11 protein-coding genes are annotated in these 16,333 nt (G+C 50.5%); 1 reads left to right on the plus strand and 10 read right to left on the minus strand.

Annotated features, from left to right (window positions below; genetic code table 11):
* Window positions 1-142: 142 nt before the first annotated feature.
* The 7 genes from H583_RS0106575 to H583_RS0106605 form a co-directional block, all read right to left on the minus strand.
* Window positions 143-925 carry a carbohydrate deacetylase gene (locus tag H583_RS0106575; RefSeq protein ID WP_028559774.1) on the minus strand — a complete coding sequence of 261 codons (783 nt, stop codon included), beginning with the start codon at window positions 923-925 and terminating at the stop codon, window positions 143-145.
* Window positions 926-1,141: 216 nt separating this feature from the next.
* Entirely contained in the window at window positions 1,142-2,020 is an 879-nt protein-coding gene (locus tag H583_RS0106580) for a radical SAM/SPASM domain-containing protein (RefSeq protein WP_028559775.1), read from the minus strand.
* 174 nt (window positions 2,021-2,194) lie between these two features.
* Window positions 2,195-2,938 (minus strand): DUF3105 domain-containing protein, encoded by a 744-nt coding sequence (locus H583_RS0106585; RefSeq protein WP_028559776.1) that lies wholly within the window; start codon window positions 2,936-2,938, stop codon window positions 2,195-2,197.
* Between the two features lie 139 nt (window positions 2,939-3,077).
* On the minus strand, window positions 3,078-3,935 hold the full coding sequence (locus tag H583_RS0106590) for a M56 family metallopeptidase (protein WP_028559777.1): 858 nt from the start codon (window positions 3,933-3,935) through the stop codon (window positions 3,078-3,080).
* Window positions 3,935-4,351, minus strand: a complete 417-nt coding sequence (locus tag H583_RS0106595) for a BlaI/MecI/CopY family transcriptional regulator (RefSeq protein WP_028559778.1) — start codon at window positions 4,349-4,351, stop codon at window positions 3,935-3,937. Before H583_RS0106595 ends, H583_RS0106590 begins: the two co-directional genes overlap by 1 nt.
* Before the next feature lie 107 nt (window positions 4,352-4,458).
* Complete coding sequence (locus tag H583_RS32120; RefSeq protein WP_245585858.1) at window positions 4,459-4,968, minus strand: S-layer homology domain-containing protein; 510 nt, start codon at window positions 4,966-4,968, stop codon at window positions 4,459-4,461.
* A 262-nt stretch (window positions 4,969-5,230) separates the two neighbouring features.
* The gene (locus tag H583_RS0106605) at window positions 5,231-6,730 is read right to left on the minus strand and encodes an IMP dehydrogenase (protein ID WP_028559779.1); all 1,500 of its coding nucleotides are present in this window, start codon (window positions 6,728-6,730) and stop codon (window positions 5,231-5,233) included.
* 306 nt (window positions 6,731-7,036) lie between these two features.
* Between H583_RS0106605 and H583_RS0106610 the strand changes: the two genes are divergently transcribed.
* Complete coding sequence (locus H583_RS0106610; RefSeq protein ID WP_081667021.1) at window positions 7,037-8,020, plus strand: hypothetical protein; 984 nt, start codon at window positions 7,037-7,039, stop codon at window positions 8,018-8,020.
* Window positions 8,021-8,202: 182 nt separating this feature from the next.
* Here the strand turns inward: H583_RS0106610 and H583_RS0106615 are convergent, their stop codons facing one another.
* From H583_RS0106615 to H583_RS0106625, 3 genes are all read right to left on the minus strand, one after another.
* A complete protein-coding gene (locus tag H583_RS0106615; RefSeq protein WP_028559781.1) occupies window positions 8,203-9,996 on the minus strand; it encodes an ABC transporter ATP-binding protein in 1,794 nt (597 codons plus the stop codon).
* Window positions 9,993-11,801 (minus strand): ABC transporter ATP-binding protein, encoded by a 1,809-nt coding sequence (locus H583_RS0106620; RefSeq protein ID WP_051236097.1) that lies wholly within the window; start codon window positions 11,799-11,801, stop codon window positions 9,993-9,995. The genes H583_RS0106615 and H583_RS0106620 overlap by 4 nt, the downstream gene beginning before the upstream one ends.
* Before the next feature lie 153 nt (window positions 11,802-11,954).
* Window positions 11,955-16,333, minus strand: a 4,379-nt coding sequence (locus H583_RS0106625) for a non-ribosomal peptide synthetase (protein WP_028559783.1), incomplete at its 5' end; no start/stop codon positions are given.

Below are 16,333 nucleotides of genomic sequence, written 5' to 3' on the forward strand. Positions count from 1 at the left end.
CCGGGGGTTGCAGATGTTCAAGAGGAAACACAGAAAGCTGCCGCCTTCATGATGAAGATGAAGAAACGGCAGCCGTAAAAAATGTCATTTAAACATCCGCACTACATGCTTTCGCAGAGGGGGCGTTCTTCTCTCTCATTGTCTACCAGACATTCGGTACGGTTGCTGTAGAGCAGCGGCGCAGCGACCGGTACGTAATGAGTTGGATACCCTGAGCATGAACGGTTCTTCTGACTTCCGGATGACAGAGCACGGCCAGCTCTGCTTCGCGCATCTCCGTCCAGTCAGAGATATCCTTGAGTACCTCGTCACTGTAGCCGGGATGGCAGGTAAGCTCTGTCGTGCCTTCTTGCAAGGATTCCAGATAATGCAGCAACCGCTGCAAGCTTCCTGGCTGATGATACGTATCCAGAATAATCCGGTTGGTCATTAACGGCCGTGGACTTAGCGCCAGCAGCTCCGGCTGCTGAATTGTTCGAAGTGGCACACCCTCCCTCACAGCAAACCGGGACATGACCCGGTATACTGCGGGATAGTGCTGATGCAGCAAATGATGGGCATCCAAGTGCGTCGCCTGAAGTCCGGTACGGTTGAAGCGCAGCCACTGCGCTTCCAGTTCTGCCTCAATGTGCGGCTCATGATCCAGACTTGCAGTCCCGATAATGCGGAACGAACCGTCTTCCCGGATCAGGGAAGTGACAGCTGAGGGATCCGCGAGCGGGTAGCCATAGGTCAGGTTGAAGTGCAGCCCAATCCCTAATGCCGGAAGCGCACGCGCGAGCTTGACCGCATCTTCCAGACCCGGCATATTGACCATCATGGATGTGCTGCTTACTCCGCCCTTCATATAAGCCTCGATAATGCCCCGGTTCACCGCCGCGGTCAAGCCAAAATCATCTGCATTGATGATCAAATATTTAGCCATTCCATTGCCTCCCGCTTCGATCATCTATTATTCAATGCGTCTGTCTGTATTTATGAGCGGGCTGATGTGGAATACCGTCAAAAAACGCCTGACATAAACCTCTTCCTGCCCACCAGCCACAAAGACGCGGATCGGATTGACTATAAAAAAGAAACCCTTCCGCAAAAGAAAGGTTCCGATGTAATGCCGAGATATATACTAGCTAATGAATGAAATTCAAGCTCCAAACCGCTTGCGGTAACCGCATTTGCGGCAAAGTTCCTCCACAGCTTCTCTTCTGGAAAATCCTTCTAGAATCCGCTTGGCACGTCCGCCTTCAATAATATCTGCAAAAGGTTGTACGTTAATGTTGCCAAGATTGATGACCCCTTCCCCGTCCAGACAACACGGGACGACGGTTCCGTCAGACAAAATGCCAGCCTGATTGCGCAGCCCATAGCAGAAGCCTTTGCCGTCATCTTCCTCCGCATCAAGCGACGGCCACTGGAATTCGTAGTCCTGGTTAATGTAGACCCGGTCGGCAATTTTGGTCCCTTTGCCCGGCTCGACCCTTTCTTCAATCCGGTAGTCCAGTCCGAACTCCCTTTCAATGGAGGCAAGCAGCTCACGGTTCCGGTTCCGCTCAGCATTGGTCGCATTGTCCATATCGAGGTTCCATAGCCTGAGCGATATGATCATCTTGGTCTGCTCCATGGCCTCCCTGACAAATGATAGTACATTTGCAATATAGCCTTCCTTGTCCGTTGAGCCTTCATGGCCATCAAAGCTGTGCAGCGAGAAATTCATCTGGCGGATTGCAGGTTTATTCAAAATTTTATCTCTTACCTTGTGCAGCAGTGTGCCGTTCGTCGTAATGTTGACCTTAAAACCTTTCTCATGGCTGATATCGAGCAACTGGTCAATCTTCGGGTGCATGAGCGGCTCACCCTTGAGATGAAAATAAATATAGTCCGTGTACGGCTTAATCTGGTCCAGCCGGTGTATGAAGGCTTCAGGCTTGATAAAATTGGCCTGGCGCTTGGTTTGCGGGCAAAAGCTGCATGCCAGATTGCAGACGCTTGTAATTTCAATATAAAATTTCTTGAATCGTTTCATGTCGTGCAGACTCCAATCTAAGCAATATCCATATGTACCATCTTACCATTAATAGATGTCCCGGGACATCTATTAATTTAAATCGGCATGAGAGCGTTCTCCACTGCAACGCCAGCCTGAAAGCTGTCTTCTTGAACTATTCCCGCATTACCCGCTTATCAAATCACGCAATAGCTACATCGTACCGCCACCCCGGCGGATTTCCGGTGGAATGGTTTCAGGTCCCTTATTAATAAACTTGTAGATAAAGGTTCCAATTTTTTTCGGATCACGATCCTTCAATTCCATAGTTCTCGTCCATGCGGTAACGACAAGCTGATCGTCCTTTGGTATTTCGCTGTTCGGCACCGTCAGTATTCCTGAACCGGCCTTCGTGAATTTTGCCCAGTATTTCATTTCCTTTAGAACCGTCTCGTCTGCATCCGGACGGTAATAGATAATAATGTCTCCATGTTCCAGATTGTGAACAAGCATTTCATTCGTTGGCTTTTCCTTATAAAAGCCAAATTTAAGATCATGAGGGCTGTGGGTGCCGGAAGTCGGTATTTTCATCTCATACTGAACAGGGTCATTGGAATGATCGGCCCCGTAATATTTGTCCTCCGTCACTTCGATTGGCGCATTGAAATTCAACGTCTCGATATCCGGACCTGTTGTCACATTAACCAGCTCAATAATCCCGCTTACTGCGGTAAGCAATGCCAGTCCGTGTGCAGCACGTTTGAATGTTTTGTATTTCTTCTGCAGCGCTGCTTTCTCTTCTTTCTTCAGCTTGCTTGTATTGGATTGGTTGACCCTGGCCGCATAAAAATAAAGCGCAAGCGCAGCAAGCAGCAGGGCAATCGTCAAATATAGCCAAACAGACGGCCCGGCAGATCCGTGATGCATTTCCAAATGATTCTCCAATGAATTGTCCATAAAAGTAGAGACTCCTTTTTAATAATTTTAACACTACAATATGTAGTGCGTGCAAGTATAAATGACGGCTTTCTTCAACACGGAAGAAAGCCCGTCTTTCATTGTACACCGCGCATTTTATTACTACAGGTTGACCACTTCAAGCGACTGCCAGAACCGTCATGGTCAAAAACATCAGCAGCATGGAAATGGAGATAACAATAGCTTCAATTTCAAGCCTGACTGGTATATTCTCCTCAGGATTTAGCAGCTGCTGCAGCCTGTAATTGACCGAATAGCCTGAGAAGCAGACGACACCCGCTGCTGAACTATCGGGCATTCGTGTCTTGATCAGCTTCAGCAGAGCGCTGCCTAGTCCAAGCTCCGAACCCATCCGGCGAATCGCATAATGGTCAGCCAGCAGTTCACTGAGAATCTGGTAGTTCTGGTATGACCATCTGGTGAGCGGGATGAACCATAACCCTTGTGAAATAAGCTGGAGTACAAACAGTTTTCGGGCATCAAAATTTTGCTGGTGGAACGTCTCATGCTCAATAACAGCCTCAAGCTCGCAAGGGTCCAACATACGCAACAGGCCAGTGGACAATACAATGCAAGGATTCCGGAAGCCTGCGGTAAAAGCCAATGGCTGCTCCTGGCTGATCACCCGAAGCGATCCCCTCTTACGTCCAAAGCGGCTGGTAATTGTCTCCGTAAGCTCTTCAATGTGCAGTTGCTGCAGACGGATGCCGAATTTTCTGGTTAATATATACTGCTGCACCAATCTGAACAGCGTCATCAGAACCGTATAGATAATCAAGCCGTTCAGCGCCACCACGACGCCTGTATACAAGATCGAATTTTCTTTAAACAGGCTGGTGCAAAATTTGAAAATATTCATATGAAGATTAATGCCAAGCAGCAGATGGGCAGCATACATCAGCATCTGGGTCCATACAAAGACTGCGATCGAAATACTCAAGACAAGCGCAAAGACGGATTTTTTCTTCCACCACATTATCGGTTATCCTTCTTCAGACGTTGGATTTTGGCCTCCAGCTGCTCCAGCAGACTCTGGTCCACCTCGTTCAGTACATCTATCATATGGTTAATGACAACACCACCGAACTCGTCGAACAGATTTTCAGTCAGCCGCTTCGACTGCTCATGAATAAATTCTTCCTTGGACTGGATAGTACGGAACAACGAAACCCGGCCCTGCTGGCGCTTAAGCAATATCTTCTTGTCTACCAGGCGGTTCATGACCGTCATGACTGTATTGAAATTAACAGCCTTGTCCTTTTCCAACTGCTTCTGAACATCCTTGATGCTCAGTTCCTCGGCTCCCCACAGCAGCTCCATAATTTTCGCTTCAAGCGGGCCAAAAAAACGGTTAAGTCCGATTTCATCATACTTAAATTGTTTGATCGTCATTTCCGCCCCCACTTTCACTACATATTATAGTGTAACTGGACTTGCCTTTCAAGATGGACATTTGGCAGCCTTGCCCGCCATTCAGCCTGTCAAACCTGTGGCTTATCTTATTCAGACTTGGAATGAGCCTTCAAATATTCCAAACCATTGTAGAGCATGCCCGCCGTTTCCGCACGTGTGATAGACTCCTGCGGGTTGAACTTGCCGTCCTTGTCCAGCTTATTGATGTTCATGACCAGCGATCTTTGGATCAGCCCGCTGTGCTCGACTGCAATCTGGTCTCCGTCCGCAATCTCGGCAGGAACGATATTAATCATTGGAAGCTCCCCGCTCTTCTCAAGCGCCTGCATGAAGAACACGGTGAACTCTTCACGGGTAAGCGGCTTCAGCGGATCAATACCCTTCGGAATTTCCACTCCGTTGTAATGGGCGTTAATGAAGGCTTGAGCAAACCATGCATCGTCCTTGACATGCTCAAAGATGCCGCTGGCGGTTGGCGCCTTCTTGAAATAGATTGCCGCAAGGCTCAAGTGGGTTGCATTGGTAATCAATTGAATGCCCTCGGCAGCAGTTATCTTCTGGTCTGGTGAAAATTGGGTTGAAGATACACCCTTCACAATCCCTTGCTCTGGAGTGATACAATTTGTGCTTTCGCAGCGGATTGGTCAATATCTGTAAAGGTTGCATTACTAGAAAGCGAAAACATACAACCAACTGCATGAACGGGTGAGTCAGGAATAGACTATAACGGGCTGTGATAATGAAATGAGCGGCGGTGAAGCCTCATTAAGGCCTCCCCGCCGCTCATGCTTTTTCTATATCTTATTTGTATTTCTGATGGCTATTGTATCATCATACAGACGCATTCTTGAGAACAGCCTACTCGTTGGAACGGCTGCTTTCCTTCATAATGACATCATGCGCTCCGCCTTCTACGAGGCTTGTTGCCGATACAAGGGTAATCCGGGCATTTTGCTGAAGCTCGGCAATGGAAGCAGAGCCGCAATTGCACATGGTAGACTTGATTTTGTAGATCGTTTTATCAAGGTTCTCACGCAGCGAACCCGCGTAAGGGACGTACGAGTCAACCCCTTCTTCAAATACAAGGCCCTGCTTGCCGCCAGCGTCGTAACGCTGCCAGTTGCGGGCACGGTTGGAACCTTCGCCCCAGAACTCTTTAACAAAGTTGTTGCCGATTTTCAGCTTCTTCGTCGGACTCTCATCGAAGCGGGCGAAGTAGCGTCCCATCATAACGAAATCAGCGCCCATCGCTAATGCCAGCGTCATATGATAGTCGTGGACAATACCGCCGTCCGAACAGATTGGCACATAAATGCCGGTCTCCTCGAAATATTGGTTTCTCGCTTCATTAACCTCAATCAGAGAGGAAGCCTGCCCGCGGCCAATCCCCTTCTGCTCTCTCGTAATACAGATAGAACCGCCGCCGATACCAACCTTAACGAAATCAGCGCCTGCCTCAACAAGGTACAGGAAGCCTTCACGGTCTACGACGTTGCCTGCACCAATCTTCACGTCAAAGTTAGCTTTAACGTATTCGATTGTCTCCTTCTGCCATTCGCTGTAACCGTCGGAAGAGTCGATAACGACCACGTCAACGCCAGCTTCAACCAATGCAGGCACACGCTCGGTATAATCCTTGGTGTTAATACCCGCGCCTACAATGTAGCTCTTGTTGCTGTCCAGCAGGCTGAGCGGGTTTTCTTTATGGGAGTCATAGTCCTTGCGGAATACGAGATATTGCAGTTTCTGCTGCTCATCGACGATCGGCAGACAGTTAAGCTTGTGCTCCCAGATCAGATCATTGGCCTCTGGCAAGGTGATGCCGGAATTGCCGTAAATGAGGGAAGAGAACGGCGTCATGAACTCTTGAACCGGCTTGTCCAGCGAGTCACGGCTGATCCGGTAGTCACGGCTTGTGACAATTCCGAGCAGTTTGCCGCGCGGTGTGCCGTCGTCAGTGATGGCTACTGTAGAGTGATTATTTTGCTCCTTCAGATCCAGCACATCCTTGAGTGTGTGCTGTGGAGTCAAATTCGAGCGGCTCACAACAAAGCCTGCCTTATGCTCTTTTACTTTGCGTACCATCGCTGCCTGATCTTCAACAGACTGCGAACCGAAAATAAATGAAATCCCTCCGCATTGTGCCAGTGCGGCCGCCATATTATGGTCGGATACGGATTGCATAACAGCAGATGAGAACGGAATATTCAGTGCAATATCCGGCTGTTCGCCCCGTTTGAATTTCGTAATCGGTGTCTTTAAATTCACATTGTTCGGTGTACATTCCTTTGTCGTCAAGTTAGGAATTAACAAAAATTCGCTGAATGTGCGCGATGGTTCCAAATAATAGTGAGCCACTGTAGTCCATCCCTCTCCCATAAATAATATTTTGTTGTGTTGCTTTTGACGGTCCCCTGTTCTTACCGCGTAAATTTTTTCATTATAGACGAACTTTTGCATATAAGCAACCGCCATAATTCGTCATGAATCGCCATTACCGTCCAAGCAAACGCTTTACTACGTCATATCAGCCCAAATACTCTTTCTTTCATGCCCATTCGGTGGACATGTTATCATATTGGGTTTCATAACATGGGTTTACCATTTGTATAAATTCTTTCCCGCCAGAGAATGCTCTTAGAAAAAGCGATAAGGAGCAGTATGATGACGACGAAACATATGGTCATTATCCATGGCCGTGACAAGAAGCCGACGGAAGAGGAAATGACACGTCTTGTACGTACATCCCTCATTGCCGGGTTGCGAAGAATTGACGAAGAAGCTGCTGCTGCTGTTGAAAGCGAAAGGATCAAGCTGACCTTTATCTATTACGGTGACATCAACAATGCTATTCTGATCAAGCATCACTGCGAGCTTCAAAATATTATGCAGGAAAAAAACGGGAACTGGTATGTATATGACGGCTTCTACGACCGAAATCTGGAACGGCTGCTTAATGTTCCGACAGATAAAATGACCAAAGAAGACTACGAGCTCTTTATGAGCAGCGCCGGACCCATAAAGTATTATGATGACCTGGCCCGGCTGGGCAGTCCCGTTCTCTCTTTTTTCGGCGGCGGTTCCACGGCGATCAAGGCATTGCTGCCGGATCTTGGGGCCTATCTGCTCAGCCGGGTCGTCGGATCACAGATCCGGGAACGGCTGCAGTGTCCACTCCGAAACATTATGGGCAGAAACGAGGATGTCGCGCTGATTTCACATAGCATGGGCTGCATGGTATCGTATGATGTGCTATGGAAGTTTTCCAGAATGAGCGAATACCGCTCACTTTGGGACAAGAAAGTGAATCTGTGGATGACACTTGGAAATCCGCTGGGTGAACCGGCAGTATTAAGCAATCTGTATGACGCCGATGAGCCAAAGGACGGTCGCTACCCGACAAATATTGTGGACTGGGTCAATATTAGCGCGCAGGATGACTACGTGGCCCACGACGGGGATATCGCAGATGACTTCCGGCCGATGTTGGGTCAGAAGCTGATACGCAGCATTGAGGACTACCCCCGGATTTATACGTTTTGGCAGGAAAACTGCGGCAAGAGGAACCCCCATAATCTATTCGCCTACCTCAACCATCCCGTCGTTGCCAGACGGCTGGTGGACTGGATTCATACCGACAAATTCTGATGGATGGCAAAAGAAAAGACTTCACCATGCACAGGGGTCAATCCCCTCTTATGGCGAAGTCTTTATTCAATGCAATTGCATGTTGCGGATATTTCCCAGGGAATCCTATTCTTATTCTTGCAGCCTTCAATTAGACTTTTAATCTACTATCCGATAGCAGATCTATGCCATGCCATCTCATGTTAAGCTTGACCATGCAGACCGGCATAATAAGCACCATGTTGAAGCAGACTGAGATGCGTACCGCTCTCTGCTACGATGCCTTCCTTCATGACGAAAATAATATCGGCATTCTCCACGGTCGATAAGCGGTGAGCCACCATGATGGTCGTCCGGCCCTCCATCAGTTGCTTCAATGCCTTTTGCACCCAGTGCTCCGACTCGGTATCCAGAGCTGATGTCGCTTCATCCAGCAGCAGGACGGGAGCGTTTTTCAGCAGTGCCCGGGCAATCGCTATGCGCTGACGCTGCCCGCCTGACAAGGATGATCCCCTTTCCCCCACCGTAGTCTGATACTGATCCGGCAGCTCTTGGATGAAGTGATGAGCATAAGCGGCTTGCGCCGCGGCCACAACCTCCTCATGAGTAGCCTCCGGGTTGCCATATCGGATATTGTCTTCAATTGTCCCGCTGAACAAAAATGCTTCCTGTGGCACATAAGCAATCAAACGGCGAATTTCCTCCAGTGTATATTGCCCGAACAATTTACCCCGAATCCGGATTTCGCCGCTGTCAATCGGGTAGAACCCGAGCAGCAGCTTGATGAGTGTACTCTTCCCGCTCCCGCTTGCACCTACGATAGCGGCAACTTGCCCGGGCTGCACCTGCAAGGATACCTTGCAAATAGCCGGTTCACCGGAGGCATAGGAGAATTCAACATCATTCAGTTCTACCATCACTTCGGCTATGCCCGCCTTGTTCAACTCTCCATGATTGTCCGCTGCTATGGATGCCGTTCCGGCAATAGTTCCACTCTTTAGGCTCAACCGCTCCGGCTCTTCTTCCTCGTTCAGCAGCTCATTAACCCGCTTTGCACCAGCCAATGAATTCTGGATTAGCGACATGGTTGAACCGACGTTCATAAAAGAATGAGTCAAATTAACTTGCAGAACAGCCAAAGCGGCTACCGCCCCCATCGTCATCAAGCCATAAGCGTATAACAGGCTCCCTATAACAATAATGCCGCAGAAGGTAATGTAACTAACCAAATGATTGACCGCAGCCAGCATTCCCTTCTTGTGGGCGATACGGCTTGAAAGCTCCGTTACTTCCCCATTCAGCGTTTCATACTGTTCATAAATCGGCCGGATGCGAAACAGCTTCACCAACTGAATACCTGCCAAAAAGTCGGAAAACTTTTCTGTCATCCTTGCTGTCACCTGCAAATGACGATCGTATAGCGCCCGCACCTTATTCACAAATCGCGTGCTAATATAGAAGGACAAAAGCAAAATAATCAAGGAGACTAAAGCGAACTGCCAATGTATGGTGAACATCAATACGACCGAGCCAAGGCTGATCATAATTTCAAGCAGCATGCCGAACAGAATGCCGCCATACGTCACTTCCAGAGTTGACACATCATTGTTCAGCCTGGAGAGCAATTCACCGTTATGGGTCCGTTCAAGCTTGGACACCTGCATTTTACCCAGCTTTCGGTACAGCCGCTCTCGTACATCCATTAGTGTGAATTCCACACTGCGCTGGAACAGATAAGTGAACGGCGGGGAAAACAGGTTCAACACTAGCATAGAGCCGCCAAGAATATACAAGCCCTGGTACATCAGTGAAATATCTTTCGTTTCCGCATAATGGACCAGACTTTGTACCACCAGGCTAAAGGATAGAATAAACAGCGTATTTACAACGCCGCTTGTGAGCATGCCGATGTAGTACTGCAGCTTGCGCTGTCGGTTCATAAAATTCATCATGCCTGCAGTTTCTTTCCCGTATGCAATCAATTCGGACAGCTTCATGAGCAGGCCACCTCCTCCCGTCCGGATGGTCCTGAAGTGAACTGGCGATGATAAAGGCTGGCATAAGCGCCGCCCTTGGCCAATAATTCCTCATGCGTTCCGGACTCGGCAATACTGCCGCCTTCCATCACCCAAATTTCATCGGCATGCTGAATGGTGGACAGCCGGTGGGCAATGACGATCGTCGTCCGGCCTTTCATGAGCATATCCAGTGCTTGTTGAACGAGGTGCTCGGATTCCGTATCCAAAGCGGATGTCGGTTCGTCAAGCAAAAGAATAGGCGAATCCTTCAAAATAGCGCGCGCGATCGTAATCCGCTGCCGCTGGCCTCCCGACAGCAGGCCCCCCCGCTCTCCGACCTCTGTCTGATACCCGTCAGGCAGCTCCATAATAAAGGAATGCGCATGAGCAGACTTGGCTGCTTGGACAATATCATCCAGAGAGGCATCTGATCTTCCATAGCCGATGTTGTCGGCAATCGTACCGCTGAACAAAAAGGCATCCTGTGTGACGACGGCAAGTGCAGACCGCAGTTCATCCGGGTTCCAATCGGTGACAGCCCTGCCGAATACGCGGATTATACCCCCATCAGGCTGTATTTCATAAAATCCGCAGATCAGCTTGATTATCGTACTCTTGCCCCCTCCGCTGGCACCGACCAGCGCCACGGTTTTCCCTCTTTCCACTGTGAAACTCATGTTTCGGAGCAGCAGCGGCGAATCTTGCTCATAGGAAAAACTGACCAGATCGAACCGGATGGGCGTTGTGCTTGGACCAACTTCATCATCAGGATCGCTTTCCATACGCTTTCCTTGCCTTTCTGCAGGCTGCAAAGCGACATCATGTACCCGTTTCAACGCTCCGCCCATTTCGAACGTATGTGTCACTAGCGTTGGAATATTTTGCAGCGGCTCAAGGCATAAATTAAGCAGGTAAAGAAACGTAATCAGTTCCCCTGTGCTGAACACGCCTTTCGAAATCAAATAGCTGCCATATAAAACTGCGAAGACGACCGGGCTCATCATCAGTGTGAACAAGACAGGTGTAATGATGGCCTCCCTTTTGCTGACGGCAAGCCTCTTATGAAGCGTGAGCTGCAGTAGCGATTCATAGGAACGGAACAGCAAGCCTTGCAGCAGATAGCTTTTAACCAGGACCATCCCGTTTAGCGTATCCTGTGCGATCGCATTCATTTGACCTGTGCTCGCCTGGGCTTCCTCCGTCAGCTGCTGCAGCTGCTTTCCGATCCATTGTGATACGAATAATGAAACCGGGACAAGCAGCACGCTCAGCAGCACCAGCTCCCATCGTATCCACAGTAAATAAGTAAAGCAGCCGATAAACAGCAGCGGATGATAAAACCATTGCGGCAAATCGCGAATGATAAACTGGCTAATGAGCTGCATGTCATTCGTCAGACGGGATACCATGTCGCCTGAATGCTGCTTTTCAAGGTAGTGAACCGGAAGCCTGCCGATATGCCGCATCATATGATTGCGCGCATCTCTCATCGCTCGTGCGCCCGCTTTTTCAATGCCGTACACCATCATGTATTTCGCCGGCACTCCGACCGCAATAACAACAAGCACCATATACACAGTTTGGACAACGAGACTGCCGTCCCCCTGTTCCGCCTTGGAAGTCAACTGCTGAATCAGACTGCCAGTCCATATTTCAATCGAAGCCGCGGCAACGGCACATAGAATCCCGGCTATCATCCAGCCCGTATGTTTCTTGGCGAACGATACAAGCCATAACACCGACCTCCACAGGGCAAACGTCCCTTTTTCTTTGCGCTGGACCACTCTACTTGTCTCCCCTTTTGTTCCCCATGTCACGGCAAACCGCTCACAAACCGCCCCAGTTGGCTCAATTCTTCATGCTGCCGCTCTGAAAGTTGCGGTTTGCGAGCATGGTGTGCATTCCGTTAATTTTCCTTCATTAGGCAATATTGGAGTTTACGCTTGATGGGCAACCAGTGTTTGCTCAAGAATGTGCTGTACGATCGATTGAATGACGGTGACGTTCATCTCCAAGTATGGAGACGTCAACACATCTTCATGGGTACCGCGAATGCTATACTCAATATAACTTCCGCAAGTTGCCTCCTCCCATGTAGCAACCCGGACTCCGTCTGCACGATTCACTTCGGACGGTTCCGCTATTAAGGCATGAATGTTCGCGCTGATTGTGCCCGTATTTATTAATTCGGTGGCATACGACCAGTAGGCGCGCATTTTTTTCTTGACTTGATCGCGCAAAAGGGGCTGATGAACGAGCAGTTCCTTCAGTTCATGCACACCTTCAATCATCTGATCCATATCACTATCGAACTCGTCCACTTCAAGCGCCATCAACTTGCGCAAAGAATCAATCATGATGACATCCGATACCGGGCATCCCCTTTGCTCCAGCGCCCTGGCAACTTCATAGGTCAGGTTGCCGCCCAGGGAATAGCCAAGCAGCACATAAGGTGCCTCCGGCTGGACTGCAATTACGGCATCCGCATACCGGGTGGCCAATTCCTCCGGGGTGTAGGCGTCATCGATAAAATCGATGCCATGGAGGATGCAATGATGTTCAAGCTGCTTCGCCAGTTCCAAATAACTGAGCCCATAGCCCAGGCCCGGAGGGAGGCAGAATACATTGAGCTTGCCGCTTTCGTTTAATTGCATAAATGGATTGCCTGATCTCCCTGCCAGCCCGTATTTCATCATCTCGAATGCCATGGCTTCAATGGTCGGCTGACGGAACACGCTGTGTATTGGGATTTCGACTGCAGTCTCCGTATAGACGCGCTCCACCAGCTGCATCAAACTTAAGGAATGCCCTCCCAGTTCGAAGAAATTATCCTTCACGCCGATCTGTGCAAGTCCGAGCACCTCTTGCCATATACGGGCGAGCAGCGCTTCCTGCGGCGTGCGCGGAGCGATGTGCTCAGTTGCGCTCTGCACATGGGCTTCCGGTGCCGGAAGCGCCTTGCGATTGACCTTGCCGTTCGGGGAGAGCGGCAGCTTGTCAAGCGGCATGAAATAAGATGGGATCATATAACCCGGCAGCTGCTGCGTGAGTGCGCTCCGGAGCTCTCCCGCTGTGATCTGGCTGGCCGCAACGTAATAAGCACACAACCGCTTCTGTCCGTCTTCTTCCTCTCTGACGACAACGACAGCTTCCTGGATTGCCTCCAGTGCCAATATATGCGACTCAATTTCGCCCAGCTCGATCCGGTAGCCGCGTATTTTTACCTGATCGTCAATCCGTCCTGCATATTCGATCGTGCCGTCTGGAAGCCATCTCGCCAGATCGCCTGTACGATACATTCGCTCACCCGGCACAAATGGGTTGTCCACAAACTTCGCGGCCGTCAAATCCGGGCGGTTCAGATATCCTACGGCCACGCCATCACCAGCTACGCATAGCTCTCCGGCCACGCCAATCGGCTGCAGGGCGTCGTCCCGTCCAACAATATAAATCGCCGTGTTGCTGATGGGACGCCCGATCGGTATCGTGACGGCACTATCTGCAACTTCATCTATGTTGAAGCATGTTGCGAATACAGTGCTCTCTGTCGGGCCGTATACATGCTTGAGCCTGCCTGGTCCCAAATGCTTGAGCGCCTTGCGAACGTGGTTTACAGAGACGCGTTCTCCGCCAAACAGAATCGCACGCGTATAGCGCAGACTGTCCGCTTTCAGATCAACAAGCACATTAAAATATGCAGTAGTAATGAACATGACCGAAATCCGTTCGCTTTCGATCGTGTCTGCAAGCTTCCCTGCGTCCAGCAGCACTTCCCGTGATATGAGAACCAGCTTCGCCCCATTAAGCAGCGCGCCGAATATATCGAAGGTCGAACCGTCAAACGCATAGCTCGATAATTGCAGTACGATGTCGCGCTGATCGATTTCGATATAATTCGTATCCCGCACGACCCTCACGATATTGCGGTGGGTTGTCAAATTCCCTTTCGGTGTTCCTGTCGTTCCCGACGTATAGATCACGTATGCGAGATCGGAAGCCCCGCTCTGCGGTTCCAGATTCGTTTCATTTGCATGATAGGAAGCCTCGTCATCAACAAGGACAACTAAGCAATCCGCCGGAACATGATTCTCCTGCAAATGCCGCTGCACGACCAGAATGCCGGCTCCCGAATCCTGAAGCATATAGCGAATACGATCCTCCGGATATTCCGGATCGATCGGCACATACGCACCTCCTGCCTTCAGGATCGCCATAATGGCAACGATCATGTCCGGTGAACGATCCGTCATCACGCCTACAAATTGTCCGGCTTTCACACCCTTATCCCTTAACGTTCTCGCCAAACGATTCGCCCGCCCGTTCAGTTCCCGGTACGTAAAGCGTGCATCACCCAGCTCGACGGCTACGGCCTCGGGCAATCTTGCCGCTACTTCCTCAAACAATTGCGGAATGCTCTTCTCGCCCGGATAATTCGTAGCCGTATTGTTGAACGATACGCGTACCTTTTCTTCTTCGGCCGTGCCCATCATGTTCAGCGATGCCAGTCTCATATGCGGGTCCGCAATAATCGCGTCAATCAACTGCACGAAATGCTCGCCGATACGCTGCGCCGTCTCGTGTGCATAAAGGGAAGTCGCAAAGCTGAGGCCGCAATAGATGCCCTCCACGCTCTCTTCCGCATGGAAAGTCAGGTCAAACTTCGCAACCGCATGAGTATGCGGATACGGGCTCATTTGAAGCCCCTGGATTTCAACACCGCCCTGCTGTGCATGCTCTACGCTAAAGATTGTATCGAACACCGGATTACGGCTCATATCACGCGACGATTGAACCTTCTCGACCAGTGTTTCGAACGGGTAATCCTGATTCTCAAATGCAGCAAGCGCCGTGTCCTTCACCTCTGCCATCAGCTCTGCAAACGTCTTCTCTCCTGCCGGATAATTGCGGATGGCCAGCGTATTGACGAACATCCCGATCAACGGCTCCAGCTCCGTCTGGTTGCGGCCTGCAATCGGAGTTCCAATAATGATGTCCTCCTGGGCCGTGTATTTGTGGAGCAATGTGGTATAGGCAGCGAGCAGTACCATGTATAAGGTTGCGCCATGTTCTGCTGCTAACCGGTTCAAATGCTCTGTTTGCTCTTTATTCAGGGCAAACAAGGTAACATCACCTTCGAATTGCTGGACAGCCGGACGTACAAAGTCGGTTGGCATCTCCAGCGTCGGCAGTTCTCCTGATAACTGGTGCATCCAGTAGGATTCCTGTTTCGCCAGTCTGTCTGTATATTCAGCGGTTTGCTGCCAGGCTGCGTAATCCTTGTACTGGATACGCAGCTTCGGCAATGACTCTCCTGCGTAGAGCCGGGCGAATTCATTCACCAGAATGCCCATCGTTACGCCATCGGAAATAATATGATGCATGTCGAACATCAAAATATGGCGCTCATTCCCTGTCTTGATCAATCCCGCTCTCAGCAACGGTGCTTCCTGAAGCTGGAAGGGACGCACGAACTGCCCGATCAGTGCCTCAGCCTCCTCGTCTTCTGCGGCCTGATAATACTGGACCCTAAACTCTACGTGCGCATGAATGCGTTGCACAGGTTCCCCGCGAACGGTCCCGAAGCTCGTTCGAAGCGATTCATGCCGGTCAAGGAGTTTCTGGAACGCTGCTTCAAACCGTACGCGGTCCAATGCTCCTTCGAGGATCAAGACGCCAGGCATATTATAGCTTAGCTCGGCTCCAGCCAGTTGGCTGATGATGAACAGACGCTTTTGTGCCGAAGACAGCGGGTAATATTCTCTTTCATCGGCAAGCGGTATTTCCGCATACATTTGTTTCTCCAGTTCTGTTATGGCCTCTGCCATCTCTTCGATGGTCGGGTGGCGGAACACGCCGCGGAGCGGGAAGTTGACGTTCAATTCCTTGTACAGCCTGCTGACGAGTGTCGTCGCCCGCAGCGAGTGGCCCCCCAGCTCGAAGAAGTTGTCCTTTACCCCTACGCTTGGCAGTCCCAGTACCCCCTGCCAGATGCCTGCCAGCTTCGCTTCCGTCTCCGTGCGCGGTGCCACGAACTCGGCTCCGGTCTCGATCCCGCCTTCCGGCTCCGGCAGCGCACGACGGTCAATCTTCCCGTTCGGCGTCAGCGGCAGCCGCTCCAGCTGGACGAAGTACGATGGAATCATATACCCCGGCAGCTCCTGCGCAAGGGCTGCACGCAACTCTCCGGCGGCTAACGGATGCTCGGCTGCATAATACGCGCATAGCTGCTTTTGCCCCGCATGGTCCTCCAGCGCCACCACTGTGGCCTCCTGCACCGCAGGCACATGCAGCAGCTGTGATTCCACCTCGCCCAGCT

The organism is Paenibacillus pinihumi DSM 23905 = JCM 16419 (genome assembly GCF_000422505.1).
In the GTDB taxonomy this organism is placed as follows: domain Bacteria; phylum Bacillota; class Bacilli; order Paenibacillales; family Paenibacillaceae; genus Paenibacillus_D; species Paenibacillus_D pinihumi.